Raw genomic sequence first — 18,554 nt, forward strand, 5'->3', positions numbered from 1 at the left:
CGTGGCTTGTCCACGGTATGACCCAAACGTGCTTTCCGAGCCATGCAACAACGCCTACGACTACTCACAATGACGATTTAATATTCACTCATCTTTTAAACGCGAGTTTCGTATTAAGATGCCTAAATTATGGTTAATGAATATGCTATAATGCTTATCCTTTCAAGGTTTGTAAGAGGTGTGACAAGTTTTACAATTTAATAGTTATAGTCAAAAAAGACAATTTACTAAAAATTTATGCAGTTTTAAGTACATTTTATAACAAAAACAATATTACTAATATCCTCGTAACCCAGTTACTATCAGCTATTCAGTTCCTCTATTAATACGAAACTCGCGTTTTTAAGGATTTACGGCTAGCTTATATTTCAGATTTACAAGTTTTATATGACAATTAACGCTACATTTATTGTTTTTTGTAATTTTAGTAGATGAAGATTTTTTAGCTAAAGTTTTACTTTGTGGTTTTTTTAGATTAATATTTTTTAGAAATTTCTCAGTTTCATTAGGTAAATATTCTATTTTTACTTTAGTTATACCTTGATTTTTAAATGCTAAAATTTCAGCCGCCTTTTGAGAAACATCTATTATACGATTTTTCTTAAAAGGACCTCTATCATTAACCATTAAAATTACTGATTTATTATTGGCTTTGTTGGTAACTTTAACTAAGCAAGGAAGCGGGAGAGTTTTGTGTGCGGCAGTTAATAAATTTCTATTAAATCTATCACCGTTAGCTGTTTTTTTACCATGAAAACCGTCTTTACGTCCACCGTACCATGAGGCATAACCTGTTTCGGTAAAAGATTTAGGGTTGTGAGGTTTGTAAGTCTTTCCTTTTATTTTATAATTTTTTCCAACTTTATAATGTCCTTTATAAGTTAGATTATGAGGATCATCTTTTGATAATTCTTTGTATGAATATTTACGGGAATAAGGTAATCTTTTTGAGGTATTACAACCGCTTAGACCAAAACAAAAAATTAACAAAAGTATTAGACCCCTTGCATAACTTGCTCTTAAAGGTAATTTGTATGTCAATCCGGTACTTGCATCCTCACGTGGCATTGTTGCGTGGATCAATTTCACCTCTGTCATCCCGTGGCTTGACCACGGGATGACACAGTGGATTTTACTGGGTTTCCTTCAAATTCCTCTTTATTAGCTTCGTTCTGCAAGAGGTCTAATTTGAATTTATGATTCTTCACTATTATCATTATTTGTGTTAAAGTTATTCATTATTTTAGCGTAACACACAACTTTTTCAACACCTTTTATTTTTGATGCAATAGAAGCAAGCTTTTCTAGCTCTTCTTCTGATCTTGCAACTCCAAATAAATAAACAATATTATCTATAGTTAGAATAGTATAATTAGCAAATTTAATGTCTTTTCTGACTAAGTTTTTAGCTTTAATTTGCGTGGTTATCATACTATCTTTAGTATATTGGGCTAAGTCAAAATGATTACTGTTTTTATTTACTTTTAACTCATTAACAACTTCTTTTACGCCTTTTTGATTCCAAGCAATTTCTACGGCTTTTAACGCATCAGATTCTTTTTGAATATTTCCTGTTAATAATACTCTTCCTTGTGATACTTCGACCTTTATTTTAGTACCTAAATCTCTAAAATTATTTTTTACTAAATTAGCTTTAATACCGGCAGAAGTCCTTGAATCATTTAATGTTTCAGACATTGGTTGATCTTTTGAAGCAACAATGCCGGTAGTGATTGCTGCGGTAAAAATGGCAGGTAAACAAGCAGATAGACTAAAAGAAAGAGCTATAAAAATTAGAACTCGTAATATCATAACAATAGTACCATACGATTTTTAAAAAGATTGTATTTGTTCAAGAATTAACTGTTTGTTTATGTTATCCCCTATAGTACCGGGCCTTGTTGCATGGATCGAAAAACCTACTCGATGTCATTCCCGCGTGGCACTTTTGCGTGGATCAGTTTTTCTATCATCCCGCGACTTGATCGCAGGATCCAGCTTAAAATACTAAAATTTTAGTATTTTAAATTGTTTTTCTGAATACTGTGGTCCCAAGCCACGGTATGACACCGAACGCGTTTTTAGATCCACGCAACAGTGCCACGCGGGAATGACATCGAGTAGGTTTTTCGATCCATGCAACAAGGCCCGGTACTATAGGGGATGACATAGAGTAAAAATGGTAAGGTATTATATATCATATCTCACTATCCGGTAATTTATTCTTTAATAAAAGAGGTAATTGCAGTAAAATAAAAACAAAAGTAATAGGTATTACGCCAAATACTTTGAATTTTACCCATGTTTCATCTGAGAAATTACGCCAAACTATTTCATTAACTACAGCCATAAAAAAGAAAAAAGTCGCTGTTCTATAGCTTAAAGTTATCCAGCTTTCTTCTTTAAGACGTACTATACTCTCTAAAGCATATTTGATAAAGGGATTTTTTCTTATACCGCTCATGAGAAATATTATTCCAAAAATAACATATAATATAGTAGGTTTGATTTTTATATACATTGAATCGCCGCTAATTAAAGTAATACTTCCCGAAACTAATAAAACAGCCGTAGAAATAATAGAAAGCTTGGATACTTTCTTATCTATAACATAACAAAGGGTAATACAAATAACAGAGGTAATAAGCATATAAAGAGTAGCGTTTTGTATACCGCCTCCATAAAAAAAGCCCGCAAAAAATGCTATTACCGGACCAATTTCTGATAAAAGTTTTAACATATTTAATTTAATTGTTCTTTTTGATAAAATTAATTTGATTCATTTTTTGTACTGATATTAAGGTATTTTTTGAATATCTTAATTTTATTTGTATGAAAATATTTATCAGTAATATAATAGTAAAATAGGCAAGTACTTGTAGCCCGTTAGGTCTTGCAATATAACCGGTAACAATATGTAAGATTTTACCTATCATACTTCTATCTGCTACTAACCATGAACTATCCCAAAGTTGATCGGATAAAAACATAACTAGACCGGAAGAGGTTAAAATACCTGCAGCACTTGCTGCAAATCCGCCTGCTATTAGCATTAATAATACGGTAGAGATTTTAAAAATATATTTTTGATTAGCAATCTTAATTAAACCGAAATATATTACTAAACCAAGTAAGAAGCCACTTGTAGCACCTATTATCACTCCTTGCAAGTAAATACTGCTTGGTATTGTTTCAACTGAAGATATGCTATATACTAAAATAATAATTTCTGCACCTTCTCGTAATATGGTAGTGGCAACTAAAAAAACCAACATGAAATAACTGGCATTACCTTCATGAATTTTTACCGATAAGTCGTTTATATGTTGCTTTACTTTTATACCGTAACCTTGCATCCATATTATTGTCCAGCTAATCAGAATTGTTATTAGTATCATAATTCCGGAATTGAATAACTCGTCGCCTATTCCGCCAAAAGATAAAGATAATTTACGTGTAAAAAATGCAAAAATTGAAGCAAATACTACTCCAAGCATTACTCCGGCAATAATATAAAGACGAGATTTTTCTATTTGTTTTGTTACGGCGAGTATTACACCAAGTAATAAAGATATTTCTAAACATTCACGAAACATTACTAAAGCAATTTTAAACATATTTTTTATCTAATCATTAACAATTATAAAACCCTGAGCCGTATCTTGATGAAAATCTCCAAAAAATTCATATTTTCCGGACTTGAGGGGTGCAAGTATAATATTTATTGACTCATTTGGCATAACTATTTTTTCACGATGTAAATCATGACTTTCAAATTCTTCTACCGTACCATCTTCATTATGAACAATTAACCTTATCTTAGTAGATTTTGGTACTTCAACTATATTCGGAACAAATTTATGATCTTTTATAGCTATCTTTACTTCTAATATATTATCATTTGTTTTATTATCGGGACTCTTATTTGTAGAGATATAAATGATTGTTGCTAGAAATATTAAACCTACTATTATAATAATATTTTTGGTTTTTTTAATAATTTCCATACTAAACTCCTAGCTTAATTAAAGTTTAAAGTAAGATTCTTATATACTCGTTTAATTTGAGTTTTAAATTTTTAATAATTACAAAATTTATCCTGCAATTTTTATTAATGCTATAAGATATACAATTATTATCATTATGACAAGGATAGATAATAAAATATAATTTTTTTGTTTTTTGTTAGCCCTATTTTGAAACTCTACTTCTAGAGGTAATTTATGCGTCAATCCAGTACTCGCATCCTCACGTACTTCTTTGTACGCTGCGGTGCTGCGTTCCGTGTTCCCTTTAAATTCCTCTCTATAAGCGAGTTTGAAAATAGGGCTAATATCCGATATTTTATTTTGTTTCATATTTATTTAAAATCGTTAATTTCAAGTAAAAGATATTCATTTATCGGTAATGATTCATGAGAAATAATTTTATTTATATTAGAACCTAAGGCTTTAAATGTGTTGCCTTCAGCAATAACACTGCGTGTTCCAACCGTTACTTTACCTTGCAAGGCATAAGAAAAAATTAAAGGATATGTAATATCGCCGATTTTCATATCTATTCGTTGTCCTTTTTCTTTAGAATCATATAATATTTTACCGTTTGATAATCGAGTAATTTTAGCATTAAAGCTTACTTTTTCACCACATAATAAAGGAACACGATAAGCTATCTCATCATCATAAATTTTTACTTCATTATTTTTAACAAAATTTTGCGGTAATGTGGATTTTAAAATTACATTAACTTTATAATTATAAGCATCATCGAAGATAATGTTATTACTATTATTAACGGCGTATTTTGCCGGAATAATAGCTTCTCGTGCTTCTCCTACCATCATACCGATTATTACATTATCTAAGCCAAGCATTATAGGAGCAGAGCCTAAAGTAAAAGTCTTAGTATCTTCAGATATTAAAGTATTGTTCATATCTGATATTTGATAAAATACGGTAACTACATGTCCGCAAGAAGCGGGACCGATATTACCGCTACCGAGCGTATTAATTTTGAACAGTGTTTTTATTAAATCCTTACGTACTTCAATAGTGTAATCATTAGGATTGATAGGTCCATTTAACGGTTGTAAAATATTTTCAAAGAATGCTTTCCCTTCTTCGGTTTTAAGAGCATTTATTACTATTTTTGAAACCGTACGTTCAAATAAATTACCGTTTAATGAAATAGGGGGTTCATTATTTATACTAGTTTGGTTTTCATCGGTAGATGAATTATTTGAAGCCGTTTGCTCTACAGTTGTAGGATTATTGTTGTCGGGAGATATTTTTAACTTTACTATATTGTAAAGTATTAGAATTACAATTATTAAAGATAAAAATTTTTGCATATATACTCGTTTAATTTGAAAAATTGGCTACGTCGTATTACTAAGTCTGCGGTGCTCACGTAGTTTATCTACGTTTCTCTCCTTGCCTTATATACTCCTTGCTCTTTCCCAAATTAAACTTCGTCTATCTACTCTGTCATTTATCAGGAGTATATGTTTTAGTACAACAAAGTTTACTATAACAATCAATTACTTAATAATCAAATGAGAATAAAAATAATTTGATTAATAAAAATAATTGATTTAAATTTAGATGCAGAATTTTATAAATATAGTGGTGAAAAGTGAAAAAATTTATATTTTGTTTTTTATGTTTATGGACATTAAACATATTTGCTGCTTCTAAAACTTACCCTAATAAGCTTAATCGTTGTAAAATTACTAGAAATATATTTAATGATTATGAACCGAAAGTTTTTGAGACTACTAATAATTTATTACGTAAAACAGGAAGATTATCAAAATTTTACGGTGAAAGGATATTAATTAAAGGAAAAATATTGGATCAAAATTGTGTGCCGGTTGCAGATGCTAAAGTTTATTTATGGCAAGCAGGAAGCGGAGGTAAATATCCTTATGAACCTTTAAAAACTAGAGTTGATAAAAGAAGATTTACAAGTAAAAGCGATTCAAGCTTTACCGGTTCTGGTATTGCTACTACTAATAATAAAGGAGAATATTACTTCATTAGTATGTTACCTTATAAATCTTCTCGTTATTTAAGAAGTGCAAATATAAGAATAGAGCATCCTAGCCTTACGACTCTCGAAACACGCTTAGATTTATCTGATAAAAATATGTGTGATAATGAATGCGGTGAAGTAAATCCGATATTAATCGAACCGCAGGAAAATATGCCGTCTTATTGTTTTGACTTAGTTTTGCAAGGTACGACGCTTAAGAGGTATTGATACAGTACGTCATTGCGAGGAAAATTACGAAGTAATTTGACTAAGCAATGTCAGGATATTTGACGAGATTGCCCATAGTACCCTACAATTTTTGTAATAAAAGCTTAGGAGTGGTATTGCATATGGGTATTTGAAGTAGTATAAGAGTGTATTTTTTGACCATGCACAATATACTACTTCAGTCGCTGATACTAAACTTTTTTTGGAAAAGATCAAGACTAGAATGTCTTGCTGGAATGATTATGAGTCTAATTGAGAATTGCTCTGTTAGCGGTAAAAACATGGCACTTGGAATTTTGGGTAAAGCTAAACATAGTTCTAGAACCCAGAGAATATATAGGTTTTTTAGGGATCAAATATTTAATTATGATCAAGTTGCTAAGTTTATTTTAAATATTTTTGCTAATGATAAATACATTATTGTTCTGGATAGAACATGCTGGAAATTTGGCAAAAGTGATATTAATATATTATTTTTGGCCATAGTATTTGGTAAAATTTCTGTACCAATTTATTGGTATCCCCTAGAGCATTCGGGAGCTTGCTCTAGCTGGTTGATGGAGGCAATGTTAGAGAGATTTATTAATAATTTTGGAGTACATAAAATTAAATATTTGTTGGCTGATCGTGAATTTATGGGCAAAGAATGGCTTAATTTTTTGACTACAAAACAAATTAAATTTGCGATTCCAGTTAGAAAAGATATGCTAATTCGTATTACAAATGCTTTACAAACTAAACCAGTTGGTAAAAGTTTTGATTATGTAAAAGCCCTTGAATACATTGAAGTTAAGGGTATGTTATGGGATCATGCAGTAACATTATCGGCTTATAGAAATGATAAAAATGAGCTTATGGTTGTTGCGGCTAGTGGTGATATTGATGTCAGCATTTTTGCTTTATATAAATTTCGTTGGTCAATTGAACGGTTGTTTAAACATCTCAAAAGCGGTGGTTTTGATATTGAAAAAAGCCATATAACAAACCCAGATAGATTCGTAAAATTAGTTACAGTTTGTGCTATTGCATCAGCTTTAATAATAAAAAATGGACTAATACAACATGAGATACAACCCATAAAAATTAGAACCGCTAAAACTAATCCAAAACGTTTAGTATCATTTTTTACATACGGATTAGATCATTTAAGAAACTGCCTGAAACAAGCAAGTAGCATAGCAAAGTCAGTATTAAAAAGAATTTTGGAATATGACTCAATTACTGTTTTTGATCGCTACTTCTCTACATTGTTACAAAAATTGTAGGGTACTATGGAGATTGCCACGCAGTCTACGACTGCTCGCAATGACGTTTTGCCTCTTTCTGCAGTGCTTCTAAAGGCTTTTTTATACCACAACTACATAATGTAAGTGCTAATACGAAAAAATAAAATGTCTTCATTACTATAAATTATTATATGACCTTAAGAAATTATAATAAATATCTTATATATATTATAGTATTTTTATTATCTATAACAATCTTTATTCCTAAAATTTATGCTAAGCATCAGGATAAATTAGAATTTTTAAGAGGTTCAAGCGTTCCTGATAATATAATTTTTTTTGATGAAGAAAAAAATCAATATTCTCTTGATCAGTTTGAAGGAAAGACTATATTGTTAGTGTTTTGGGCTACTTGGAGTGCTCCTTGTGTCAAAGAAATGCCTGACCTTGATATGTTGCAAAAAGATTTTAGGAAATTACCTTTTTCAGTAATTCCGATTTTAGAAGATTATCAAGACATAAAAGTTGTTAAAGAATATTTTAAAAGCTATCAAATAAGATATTTGCCGATTTATCATGATTATAGAAATGAATTATTTAAAGCTTTAGGGGTTGTTAGTTTACCGACTAGTATATTAATAGACCCAAACGGCAAAATAGTAACTAGCTTTGTCGGCAATACAAATTGGTATGACGAAAAAGTTAGAGATACTATTTTATCTGCCATTCCCGGAAATTATTCTGAACCTAAAAATAGTTATAACGAGCAATCTCTGAATAAACCGGCTAAGCCTTTGCTGCCGATAAAAAAGGATATAATTAAGGAAAGTACAGCACAAATTAAAAATGAGTAAAATTAATGAATGAAGTGAATAAATCAACTATGGCGAATGCAGAATTTGATCAGATAATAACCAAACGGCAGATAAGTAAATTAGATCAATTAGTTGCTTCGGTTTTTGGTGATTCTAAAGAGGTGATTGCCGTTTTACGCCTTAGCGGCGTTATTGGTAAAGTAAGTACTATGCAATCGGGACTTACGTTAGAATCATTAAATGAACTAATAGAAAAGGCTTTTAAAATAAAGAAATTAAAAGCGTTATGTTTAATTATTAATTCTCCCGGCGGATCTCCGGTACAATCTGAACTTATTGCGAAACGTATTCGTGATCTTGCTAAAGAAAATAAAATAAAAATTTATAGTTTTATTGAAGATATGGCGGCTTCAGGCGGATATTGGCTTGCTTGCAGTGGAGACCGGATATATGCTTCTTATAGCTCAGTTATAGGTAGTATCGGAGTAGTGTCAAGCGGATTCGGTTTTCATGAAGCGATTAATAAACTTGGAATAGAGAGAAGAGTTTATACGGAAGGAAAGAATAAAGCAATTTTGGATCCGTTTAAACCTATTAATAAAGATGACCTTAAAATTATTAAAGATTTGCAAAAGCAGGTTTACGAGCATTTTGTAGAATATGTAAAAACAAGAAGGGTAGGGAAGTTAACACAGCAAGACGAGATTTTATTTAACGGTGAATTTTGGGCAGGACAAACGGCTCTTGATTACGGTTTAATTGACGGCATAGGTGATATGTATAGCGTAATGAAAGAAAAATTCGGCGATAACATAAAGTTTCAATATCTGTGTGCTAAGCAGCCTTGGCTTAAAAAGAAACTCGGTATGTCAAGTAAAATATTGGCAGATAATTTTGCTAATTCTTTAATTGATGCAGTTGAAAATAAAATTATTAACGATAAATTTGATATGAAATAATATGACAATAACACAAGTTAAAATTAAAAAACTAGAAAATTTTTCCGGCAGTTTGCCGGAATATGCTACAGAGCATAGTGCGGGGATGGATTTAATAGCCGCAAACGAGCAACCTATAACAATAAAAGCAGGCGAAATACAGCTGATTCCAACAGGCATCGCTATAGCACTACCGGATTCGTTTGAAGCACAGATAAGACCTCGTTCGGGTCTTGCCGTTAAATACGGTATTACGGTTGCTAATTCACCCGGTACTATTGATGCAGATTATCGAGGTGAAATAAAGGTCATTCTTATTAATCTCGGTAAAGAAGATTTCATTATAGAAAAAGGCATGCGAATTGCTCAAATGATAATCGCAAAGTACGAACGTATATTATGGGAAGAAAGTAGTACGCTTGAGGAAACAATGCGTAGTAGCGGCGGCTTTGGTTCTACGGGTGTTTGACAGTTGTCATCCCGTGGCTTGACCACGGGATCCAGAAAAAAAAGACTGGATACCACAATCAAGTTGCGGTATGACATAAAGGTACTGGATCCCGTGGTCAAGCCACGGGATGACAACTGCAACAAATCATAAAACTTATGAAAATAAAATTATTAATTGCTATATTTCTGTTATTAGCTTTAAAAGTAAATGCTAATTCTGATCCTGTAGATAATGTTAAGCAAGTTTTTACCTATATCGATCAAAAAAATTGGTCACAAGCTGAAGATTTAGCTCTAGAAGTAAATAGTAAAGTTTTAACAAAAATTGTGCTTTCTCAGAAATATTTAGATAATAAATATTCAGATAATAGTTTTGAGCAGGTAATAAGGTTTTTACGCAATAATCCGGATTGGCCTCAAAATAAGCTGCTTGAAGAAAGAGCGGAAGAGTATCTAAGTAATAGTACGAACAAAAAAATAATTTTTGATTGGTTTAATAAACATCCGCCTCTTACCGGCAAAGGTTATAAATTTTATGCAATTGCTGCAAGTAGTTTAATCAAAGATCAGAAAATATTACTACCTATTATTAAGGAAGCTTGGGTATATGCCAATTTCACTCCTGAAGAAGAAAATGCATATTACAATAAGTGGCATAAATATTTAACTGCAAATGATCATTTAGAGCGAATAGAAGAGCATTTATGGAAAAATGATATTAGGTCTGCTGAGCAATCGTTAAAATATGTAGATCAAGGCTATCGTAATTCTTTTAAAGCACAAATTGCTATTATAGGTAAATCACCGAATGCCGAAAAGCTTTTTAGAAGCGTTCCTGAAAAATACTATACTTCCGGTTTATTATATCGTTATTTAGATTCTAAAAAAATACAAAAGCCGACAAAGGAAGTTATTACTTTGTTTAAGAAAGCTAAAAATAACCGTAAACATTTTGCTAAATGGTGTCGTATTCAATCCTATTATGCTCGTGAATTCATCGATTACAAAGATTTTGCTAATAGCTATAGAATGGCAACGCTTCCTTTTGCTACTTGTCCTGAAACTATAAGGGAGCAGGAGTGGCTTGCGGGCTGGCTTTCTTTAAGTTTTTTAAAAAAGCCTGATCAAGCATTAGTGCATTTTAATAAATTTATTAAAGTTGTTAAGACTCCGATTAGTTTGGCACGTGGATTTTATTGGCTCGGTCGTACTTATGAAGCAAAAGGCGATAAGCAAACGGCTAGAAAATTTTATGAGCAGGCAGCCAAATATTCTTTTACCTTTTATGGGCAGGTAGCAAATATTGAATTAAATAGGACAAAGTTAGTTTTACCTCCTATTCCCGTAATAACTTCTGAAGAAAGGAAAACTATAGAAAATAAAGAGATTATTAAAGCAATAAGGTTATTGGTTAAATATAATAAAAACTACTTAGCCATGATATATTCCAAAGCAGTGATTAAAAACACTAAAAGTCCTGCAGAAATTCAAATAATTGTGAATATTATTAAAGCAAATAATAATACTAATCATATGGTTGAGGTAGCAAAAATTGCCGCCCAAAATAATGCTTTTATTCCGGATTGTGCTTTTCCAACGCCTTATAATCTAGCAGGTTTGCCTATCCCACCTCATTTAACTTATGGAATAATTAGACAAGAATCGGTTTTTGATCATAAAGCAGTAAGTTATGCAAATGCTATGGGTCTCATGCAACTTATTAAAGTTACTGCTTGTGATACCGCAAGATCTATAAATGTTAAATGTAATGTAGCAGACTTAACTAGAAATCCGGTATATAATATTAAACTTGGTTCGCATCATTTCAAAAAATTATTAGATGATCATAAAGGTTCTTATATTCTATCCATTGCTTCTTACAATGCCGGAAGTCATAATGTAGTAAAATGGATAGATAGGTTTGGTGATCCAAGGGATATAAAAGATACAAGAGAAGTTATTGACTGGATAGAACTTATACCTTATCGAGAAACAAGAGATTACGTTCAAAGAGTACTTGAAAATGTTCAGATTTATCGGGTAATCTTAAATAAGAATAGTAGCTTATACTTTAAGCGTGATTTACATGCTTGTGATATAGCAAAAAGTTAATTTCTATTAGTGTTTTATTTTGACATATAGTAATAAGTATGATATGGACACTAATTAAAAATATGAATTAAGGAGGAGATTATGAAAAAATTAGAGCAACACTTTAAGAAACAGCGTAATGATATCGATACTCAAGTAAAGAAATATAAAAAAGATCTTGATGTAATCGGCATTAGATATGACCATAAATCTGCACATGTTGAAGTTCCAAATCATGCTACCGGCGGGTTTGAATATTTTAAATGGGATTGGAAGACAAGCACTACGGGAGTCATTCAGAAATAGTACAAATATTTAAGAAAATAGTAAGAACTTTAAAAGAAGCTAAAAGTAACCCAGCCCAGTAGAAAACTTAGTATCTAACTTGGATGCTAGTACTAAAAATGCACTTGATGTTAATATTAAGAAGCATAATATTACTGTACCGACGCAAGACACTAATAAGGTAGTATCAGAAATATTATCAGGAATGCAAATATGGTTAGATACAAAAAGTCATATCCCTCTAGAACTTAAGCAAAAATTCTTAGAGTTAGGTTCTAATAATTTAGAACTATTCATAAAAGCTGTTTATAACAAATTTAACAATAAGTGGATAGTTAAAGAATTTATTGATAATACTTTTGTACAACCTAGAGAGGAAAGTAACAAATATCTAGCTGATAGTGGTTGTGATTCAGCTGAGCAGCTATGGACTAAAATAGAAAACCTTAGAATAAGCGAAAATTCAACTGATGAATCTGAAGATGATGAAATATCAGAGGCTTCGGCGAATAAACTTGGAGAAAAAGTAAAGCTTAATAATGGTACTGAAATTGAAGTTAAGGCTATTCTAAAAAACCTACCTGATAAAGAGTTTGTGAATATGGCTTTAAAAAGAGTTGAACCTAATACTAGTGAACACTGTTACAAAAAGAAATAGCATTACAGCTTGTATATAATAATATACAGGAAGGTCGTGTCGATAAGTCAAGTACTGTTAAGGTAATTAATTCTTTTAGTAATGCACCAACCTTATTAAGTTGGTTTGTAGAATATAGCGACCTTAATATTGAAGAAATAAAAGCTAAAGAAGTAGAACTTACTGGCGTCGCTTCTTATTTAGACTAGTTTTTTAATGTTGTTCTCGTTTCTTATGTCGTTCTCGTAAGGCATTGCCTGCGTGGATATCAAGTCGTCATTGCGAGTAGCCATTGTTGTGTGGATCGATAAAACCCACTGTGTCACCTCATGGCTTGACTACGGGGTCCATAAAAACAATAAAAAATACTAACAATTCTAGTATGCTTAACTGGATACCGTGGCGGGGCCACGGTATAACACTGAATATATAATTCCATGATTCTTAAAAATATATCTTTACTAATAATATTATTCTTTTCAATATCAACTTTTTCTGCTGGTTATAGTCTAAAAAATATCCCTATTACTGTTGTCGCTCCGGCAACAGGAGCGGATAATAAAACCTTGTCGGATTTAAAAAATATTAATGGACTAAATTTACAAATTCCTTCTAAGTGTTTTGCTAAAGGTAAGTTATCCTTTCTTGCAAGTAGCGATGAAGTAAGGTTTAATTGCCTGCGGGATGCATTATTTGATAAGTCTGATAATGTAGTATGGAGTTTACGAGGCGGTTACGGCTCTGCTAGAATAATTCCCGATTTACTAAAGCTACCAAAACCAAATAAAGAGAAATTCTTTATAGGGTATAGCGATGTAACGGCTTTACATCTTTTTCTATCACAAGAATGGGGCTGGAAAACTATTCACGGCAGTAATATAGCCGATCTCTTAAAGTCGGAAAAAGATCAAGGTAATTTTACCAAGCTTGCTGAAATATTAAAAGGTAAAGTAAAGCAGGTTACTATAGATAATTTAGTGCCTCTTAACGATATAGCAAAGTCAAGTGATCTTGTTAACGGCAAACTAACAGGCGGTAACTTAACTATGGTGCAGGCTAGTATCGGTACAAATTGGCAGATAAGAACTAAAGGCAAAATTCTTTTTTTAGAAGATGTGAATATAGTTGCTTTTAGATTAGATCGTGAGCTTTTACACTTAAAGCAAGCAGGGTTATTTGAGGATGTTAAGGCCATAATATTTGGTTCATTTAATAAAAATTCTGAAAGCACAATGTTAATGCTTCGTAATTTTGCAGATAGTTTAGATGTACCGGTATTTAAAACAAATAGATTCGGTCATGAAAAAATTAACGATCCGATTATTTATAATACGAATAGTAAGATTATTAAAAATAAAGGATTTAAGTTAGTGATGGGGCTATAAACGTTATGCTACCCCGTGGCTTGACTAGGTTTATTGCATGGATACCACCTCGTCATTGCGAGCAGCCATAGGCTGCATGGCAATCTCATGAAATAATAACAAACTCCTGAGATTGCTTCGTCAATTGCTATGCAATTTCCTCGCAATGACGATTTTTACAGTTAACTCTACCTCATCAAATGCAAATAATCATTATACTTTGATAAATTCAAATTATAAGAAAAGAACTTGTTTGTAATATAATGTTCAAGTAATTTTACTAATCCTGCTTTATGTCTATTTAAAGTCTCGATGCTTAAAGCTATTTCCGTTATTTGCACATAAGGTTCGGTACTGGTTATTTTTACATAAGCAATAGTGATTTCTTTATTTATACAGCTAGATTCAGAAAGCTTTAGACAAGATGAATTGACGACTGAGCCTGCGGAGCGTACAAAAGTACGTGAGCAAAGGCGAATGTCAGAAAATTCGCTTGTATCAAGCTTTCTGAATCTAGCTGTATAAAATCCGTTTTCTAGTAACATTAAACTTTCTATAATAAGTTGTGGAGAGAGTCCTAGTTCTATTTCTTTTCTAGTTGGGATAGTACCGGTTTTATAATCCAGTATAGTTATATTATTTGATTTACTTATTTCAATTCGGTCAGCTATACCAATTATTTTTATATCTTGACCTGCAATATTTAGCTGTAATTCCCCTTTAGTTTCAAAATAGATTTCTTTGCAGTTTTTTCGGCGTTCTATATCAAATAAAATAAAAGCTTTACTGAAAGCCGTGAGTTTTATTTGCCAAGTTTTTTTTGTGTAGTTTGGTAAAATAGTGCTATATAAAATATGATTACCGATATTTATTAAAGCATTTTGTTTATCAAGCAAATTTAAATTAATATATTGTTTGTCGTGATTTTTAGAATATTCCTCTAAAACTTTATGAATAAAATTACCGAAATCCGATATTTTAGGCTCTTCCCATATATTATCTTTTTTACGTAGTCCAAGAATTTTCTTAGCATAAAAACCGTATGGGTTTCTTATTAATGTTTCTATGTCGGTTACTGATAAGACGGCTGGAAAAAAGGTGCTGCTTGCTACTTTGTCATCCCGCGACTTGATCGCGGGATCCAGAAAAATATTGTTACTTCTATTAATCGTATGGATACCGTGGTCAAGCCACGGTATGACATGTTTAAGTTGCAGCTTCAAAAATAAATTACTCGGCACTAACAACTTTCCATCATATTTTTTAGCATTCAGTATAACTATTTGTTTATTTTGTAGAAATAAATTGAAGTAATCTGAATATAGAGTAGGGGCGATTTCATTGTAATCTATATTTAGTATCTGCAAGGCTTTTTTGCTAAGCCATGGGTGAGCTTTAGCAGTAAGTGTCCAGTTTTCATTATTAAAATGCGGTAATATAATTAAGTCGAATCCGCATAATGCTAAATCTTCCGGTGAACCGATAATTATACTAGCAGAGTCGGTATTTTTGTAATATTTGATATTAGAAAGTAGAAAAGAGAAAATTTTAGGAAAATCCTTTTTATTCGTTAAATTTATATATTTATCGGATTCCCGCTTTTGCGGGAATGACGTAGAGAGATATGCGGTTAAATTTGTTAAAAATTCAAGTAGTTCTACTCCTCCTTCTTCCTCCCAAATAGTAGGTAAAAGTTTTTCAGCTATTCCTTTAGCCGCTATTAGAATATCTGGTATATTATGCGGGTTATCGGTAAATAAAATATCTATTAAGTTACGGCAATACTCCTTTGTATCCTCGTTATCAAATTGTAATTGCAATAAATATTTCGGCGAGGATATAAAACGGTTTTTATTAGAGAGCATTAACTCTAACTTTTGCACAGAGTCATTCACAAAGCTTGATACAGGCGAATTTTTTGAGTTAAGTCTGTGCTCACGTACTATTGTACGCTGTGCAGACTTACTCTTAAATTCATCCTGTCTGAAGCTTTGTGAATTTAGCTGTCCTATAGGACAATTAATTAAAGGATTTTTAAGTAATAAAAATAGAAGTTTTAAATCAAAATTATTACATAATATTTTAATAATGGAAGTTAGTAATTCGCTGATATTAGTAAGCCTTAAGTCATTACCTAGTAGATCTTCATATTTATCTAAAAAATTACAATATACTCTCTTAAGCTTATTATTATTTGTAATGATTGCAATCCGTTTATCTTTATTACGGCTACATATATAAGCTATTTGTCTAGCTTCTTCATAAATATTTGCGGGTTCTAAATAAGATATACCATTGCTAATCTGCTTGGAGGCGGGGTTATAGTAAATTATGTAATCCTTTAATTCTTCTTCAAATCTTTTTAAAAAAACATTAGGCTTGAATATTCCGGCGAGTATTATTTGCTTATTCCTATTCTTTATCCTTATTATTTCTTCTTGTAATAGCTTTAATTTATAAACTGCTTTAGTTTGTTTTTGAGTAAACGATATTTCTTCTTGCCATCTTAAAAAGCAATATTCTAGAAATTTATAAATCTTTTGCCAATAGTTAGAATTGTTATAGACTTCAATTAATTTTATATCGATATTATTTATTATAAGGTCATTAAACAATTTTCTTAGAATTTCTGCAGCTTTTAACGATTCATTTTTATTAAATGGTAAGTCTTTATATTCTGTAATTATTTTTGATATAATAAGAAGTTCTTCTATTTTAGATACATAATCCGAATCGGTTTTTTTTGAAATAAGAGAATTAAAAGGAATAATGATAGGTAATTTAATTTTATATTTATCGGTTAAAATCTTCTTTAATTCTAGGCATGAGAAATTATTAGGCAATATTATTTGAACTTCTGTACCTTTCCCTAATTTATCAATGATGTACTGAGCAAATATCTCTAAATAAGCCATAAATATTTGTTTTATGCTTAGTATAACACATTTGTAAAATGAAACAAATTTTGTTAAAAATCATAATTCATGATTATTAATTTTTATTAACTATTCTATACAAAAATTATTAATATAAATTAAGGAATATGTAATATATCTAATATAACATATATATTAGGGACAAAAGAGAAAAAGGTCAACATTTAGTTTTAAATAAAGAAATCTTATCTAGGCTATCTAAAGGTAAAATTAAAGGTTTAGTAGCTAAAATTTTTAATAACGATTTATATTTGCTACCTAATGATTCTCATATTACTATTTTAAATGAGGAAGTATATGCACCAATTACTGAATTATTATATATAGTTAGTGGAATTAGTTTATATTAAGTACAAGTCTTTTATTAATTCTTTAATATCCTTAAAGGACATAAGTTCTACTCCACCTGTGTCTCACGGTGTTGCAATGTTAGAATCTACTAAAGAAAAAATATTACAAATTATTAAAAGTAGTAAGATATTATCTATTTTGGCACATAACCCATCGGAATTATTAAGTTATAAAGATGAAGATATAGTAACTGTAAAAGATTTAGCATTAAAAAGATTTTGCTTTTTAGTAGCAAATAATGAAAAGCTTGAAATATCTAAAGACTCAGAAGCAGAAACTTTATTATTAGAAGCAGAAGCTTTATTAAAGGTTATTAGTTTTAATAATAGCAATTATGATATTTACAATAATTTAAAAAAATTCTTAGTAGAAGAATGTAAAACTTATGAAAATTTTAAGAAAATATTAGATACTTTTAGTGATAAAATAAGGGAAATAATTAAATTTGAGGATAAATTAGTATCTAAGTTTTTAGATTGGGGAAAAATTTCGAAGATAATGTAGATCTATTAACTAATGAAATTGAAAAATTATTAAATCCAAATCTTGAAAATATATTACCTAAAAATGTGTTTTTAAGGTCCATTGATAATAAAAAAGAAGAAGAAATTAATAAAAATGATAAGAAGTTACTAAAGAATAATTTGAAATTCTTTACTGCTTCAAGTACATTTCAAGTTCCTGAATATAATGAATTAGATCAAGAAATATTTGAAAATTCTATTGCGTATTATAAAAATAACCAAGATGCTCTAGTACCGAATTTAGTATTATTAAAAACTGCAAATGATGAAGTAAAGCTTTCTAAAATAAAAGATATTTTAAATAATCATTATATAAAAGCTAAATCGATAGTGGGAGCTTGTTTGAATGTTATTTTAGATGGGCAGAAATATTTAAAAAGTTTAGAAATAGCAGATTTAGATATAACATTAGACAAACAAAATTTAGTAGATAAATTACCTCTATTAACAGATAAAATGAAAGAAAGCTTACATAGTTCCGAGGTAGAAAATGTTAAAAATATTACTTTATTATGTAAGGAGGTAAAAGACTTTTTAAATATTTCTCCTATTGCCTCTGTATTTGAAGAATATTATAACAACTATCAGACTCTTAAGTCTGATATTGATAAGGCTGAAAAAGTTTTAGGCGAGATAGGTATAGAATGGAGTTTTAGTTAAAGTAAAAAGCTAGGCG

Annotated in this window: 17 protein-coding genes and 1 pseudogene; 10 read left to right on the forward strand and 8 right to left on the reverse strand. The window is 30.6% G+C overall.

What is annotated here, in order from left to right:
- Positions 1 to 342: 342 nt before the first annotated feature.
- The 7 genes from REIS_RS02935 to REIS_RS02965 all read right to left on the reverse strand — a co-directional run bounded on the left by REIS_RS02935 (position 343) and on the right by REIS_RS02965 (position 5,350).
- A complete protein-coding gene (locus REIS_RS02935) occupies positions 343 to 1,098 on the reverse strand; it encodes a septal ring lytic transglycosylase RlpA family protein (RefSeq protein WP_371256131.1) in 756 nt (251 codons plus the stop codon).
- A 96-nt stretch (positions 1,099 to 1,194) separates the two neighbouring features.
- Positions 1,195 to 1,749: a BON domain-containing protein gene (locus tag REIS_RS02940; protein WP_241760943.1), complete on the reverse strand. Its 555-nt coding sequence runs from the start codon at positions 1,747 to 1,749 to the stop codon at positions 1,195 to 1,197.
- 448 nt (positions 1,750 to 2,197) lie between these two features.
- Positions 2,198 to 2,740, reverse strand: coding sequence for a septation protein A (locus tag REIS_RS02945; RefSeq protein WP_008579770.1), 543 nt, complete (start codon positions 2,738 to 2,740; stop codon positions 2,198 to 2,200).
- Positions 2,741 to 2,747: 7 nt separating this feature from the next.
- Positions 2,748 to 3,617, reverse strand: coding sequence for an FTR1 family protein (locus REIS_RS02950; RefSeq protein ID WP_008579771.1), 870 nt, complete (start codon positions 3,615 to 3,617; stop codon positions 2,748 to 2,750).
- Between the two features lie 9 nt (positions 3,618 to 3,626).
- Entirely contained in the window at positions 3,627 to 4,007 is a 381-nt protein-coding gene (locus tag REIS_RS02955) for a cupredoxin domain-containing protein (protein WP_008579772.1), read from the reverse strand.
- Between the two features lie 87 nt (positions 4,008 to 4,094).
- The gene (locus tag REIS_RS02960; protein ID WP_008579773.1) at positions 4,095 to 4,358 is read right to left on the reverse strand and encodes a palindromic element RPE1 domain-containing protein; all 264 of its coding nucleotides are present in this window, start codon (positions 4,356 to 4,358) and stop codon (positions 4,095 to 4,097) included.
- A 2-nt stretch (positions 4,359 to 4,360) separates the two neighbouring features.
- On the reverse strand, positions 4,361 to 5,350 hold the full coding sequence (locus REIS_RS02965) for an FKBP-type peptidyl-prolyl cis-trans isomerase (RefSeq protein WP_008579774.1): 990 nt from the start codon (positions 5,348 to 5,350) through the stop codon (positions 4,361 to 4,363).
- A 284-nt stretch (positions 5,351 to 5,634) separates the two neighbouring features.
- Between REIS_RS02965 and REIS_RS02970 the strand changes: the two genes are divergently transcribed.
- From REIS_RS02970 to REIS_RS03005, 8 genes and pseudogenes are all read left to right on the forward strand, one after another.
- Positions 5,635 to 6,261: a dioxygenase gene (locus REIS_RS02970; protein WP_008579775.1), complete on the forward strand. Its 627-nt coding sequence runs from the start codon at positions 5,635 to 5,637 to the stop codon at positions 6,259 to 6,261.
- Positions 6,262 to 6,542: 281 nt separating this feature from the next.
- On the forward strand, positions 6,543 to 7,526 hold the full coding sequence (locus REIS_RS02975; RefSeq protein ID WP_206740594.1) for an IS4 family transposase: 984 nt from the start codon (positions 6,543 to 6,545) through the stop codon (positions 7,524 to 7,526).
- 152 nt (positions 7,527 to 7,678) lie between these two features.
- The gene (locus tag REIS_RS02980) at positions 7,679 to 8,341 is read left to right on the forward strand and encodes a TlpA disulfide reductase family protein (protein WP_008579777.1); all 663 of its coding nucleotides are present in this window, start codon (positions 7,679 to 7,681) and stop codon (positions 8,339 to 8,341) included.
- A gap of 5 nt (positions 8,342 to 8,346) precedes the next feature.
- A complete protein-coding gene (locus tag REIS_RS02985) occupies positions 8,347 to 9,261 on the forward strand; it encodes a S49 family peptidase (protein ID WP_008579778.1) in 915 nt (304 codons plus the stop codon).
- Between the two features lies 1 nt (position 9,262).
- The gene (gene dut / locus REIS_RS02990; protein WP_008579779.1) at positions 9,263 to 9,709 is read left to right on the forward strand and encodes a dUTP diphosphatase; all 447 of its coding nucleotides are present in this window, start codon (positions 9,263 to 9,265) and stop codon (positions 9,707 to 9,709) included.
- A gap of 137 nt (positions 9,710 to 9,846) precedes the next feature.
- Positions 9,847 to 11,802: a lytic transglycosylase domain-containing protein gene (locus REIS_RS02995; RefSeq protein ID WP_008579780.1), complete on the forward strand. Its 1,956-nt coding sequence runs from the start codon at positions 9,847 to 9,849 to the stop codon at positions 11,800 to 11,802.
- An 81-nt stretch (positions 11,803 to 11,883) separates the two neighbouring features.
- A pseudogene (locus tag REIS_RS03000) lies at positions 11,884 to 12,912 on the forward strand (hypothetical protein).
- Between the two features lie 228 nt (positions 12,913 to 13,140).
- Positions 13,141 to 14,088: an LD-carboxypeptidase gene (locus REIS_RS03005; protein ID WP_008579781.1), complete on the forward strand. Its 948-nt coding sequence runs from the start codon at positions 13,141 to 13,143 to the stop codon at positions 14,086 to 14,088.
- A gap of 167 nt (positions 14,089 to 14,255) precedes the next feature.
- Here the strand turns inward: REIS_RS03005 and REIS_RS17740 are convergent, their stop codons facing one another.
- Positions 14,256 to 16,982, reverse strand: a complete 2,727-nt coding sequence (locus REIS_RS17740; protein ID WP_008579782.1) for a PD-(D/E)XK nuclease family protein — start codon at positions 16,980 to 16,982, stop codon at positions 14,256 to 14,258.
- Positions 16,983 to 17,429: 447 nt separating this feature from the next.
- Between REIS_RS17740 and REIS_RS10945 the strand changes: the two genes are divergently transcribed.
- Positions 17,430 to 17,858: a hypothetical protein gene (locus REIS_RS10945; protein WP_050755356.1), complete on the forward strand. Its 429-nt coding sequence runs from the start codon at positions 17,430 to 17,432 to the stop codon at positions 17,856 to 17,858.
- Positions 17,831 to 18,538, forward strand: coding sequence for a hypothetical protein (locus REIS_RS10950; RefSeq protein WP_050755357.1), 708 nt, complete (start codon positions 17,831 to 17,833; stop codon positions 18,536 to 18,538). The genes REIS_RS10945 and REIS_RS10950 overlap by 28 nt, the downstream gene beginning before the upstream one ends.
- Positions 18,539 to 18,554: the final 16 nt, after the last annotated feature.

This window comes from Rickettsia endosymbiont of Ixodes scapularis, assembly GCF_000160735.1.
GTDB classification, from domain to species: domain Bacteria; phylum Pseudomonadota; class Alphaproteobacteria; order Rickettsiales; family Rickettsiaceae; genus Rickettsia; species Rickettsia tamurae.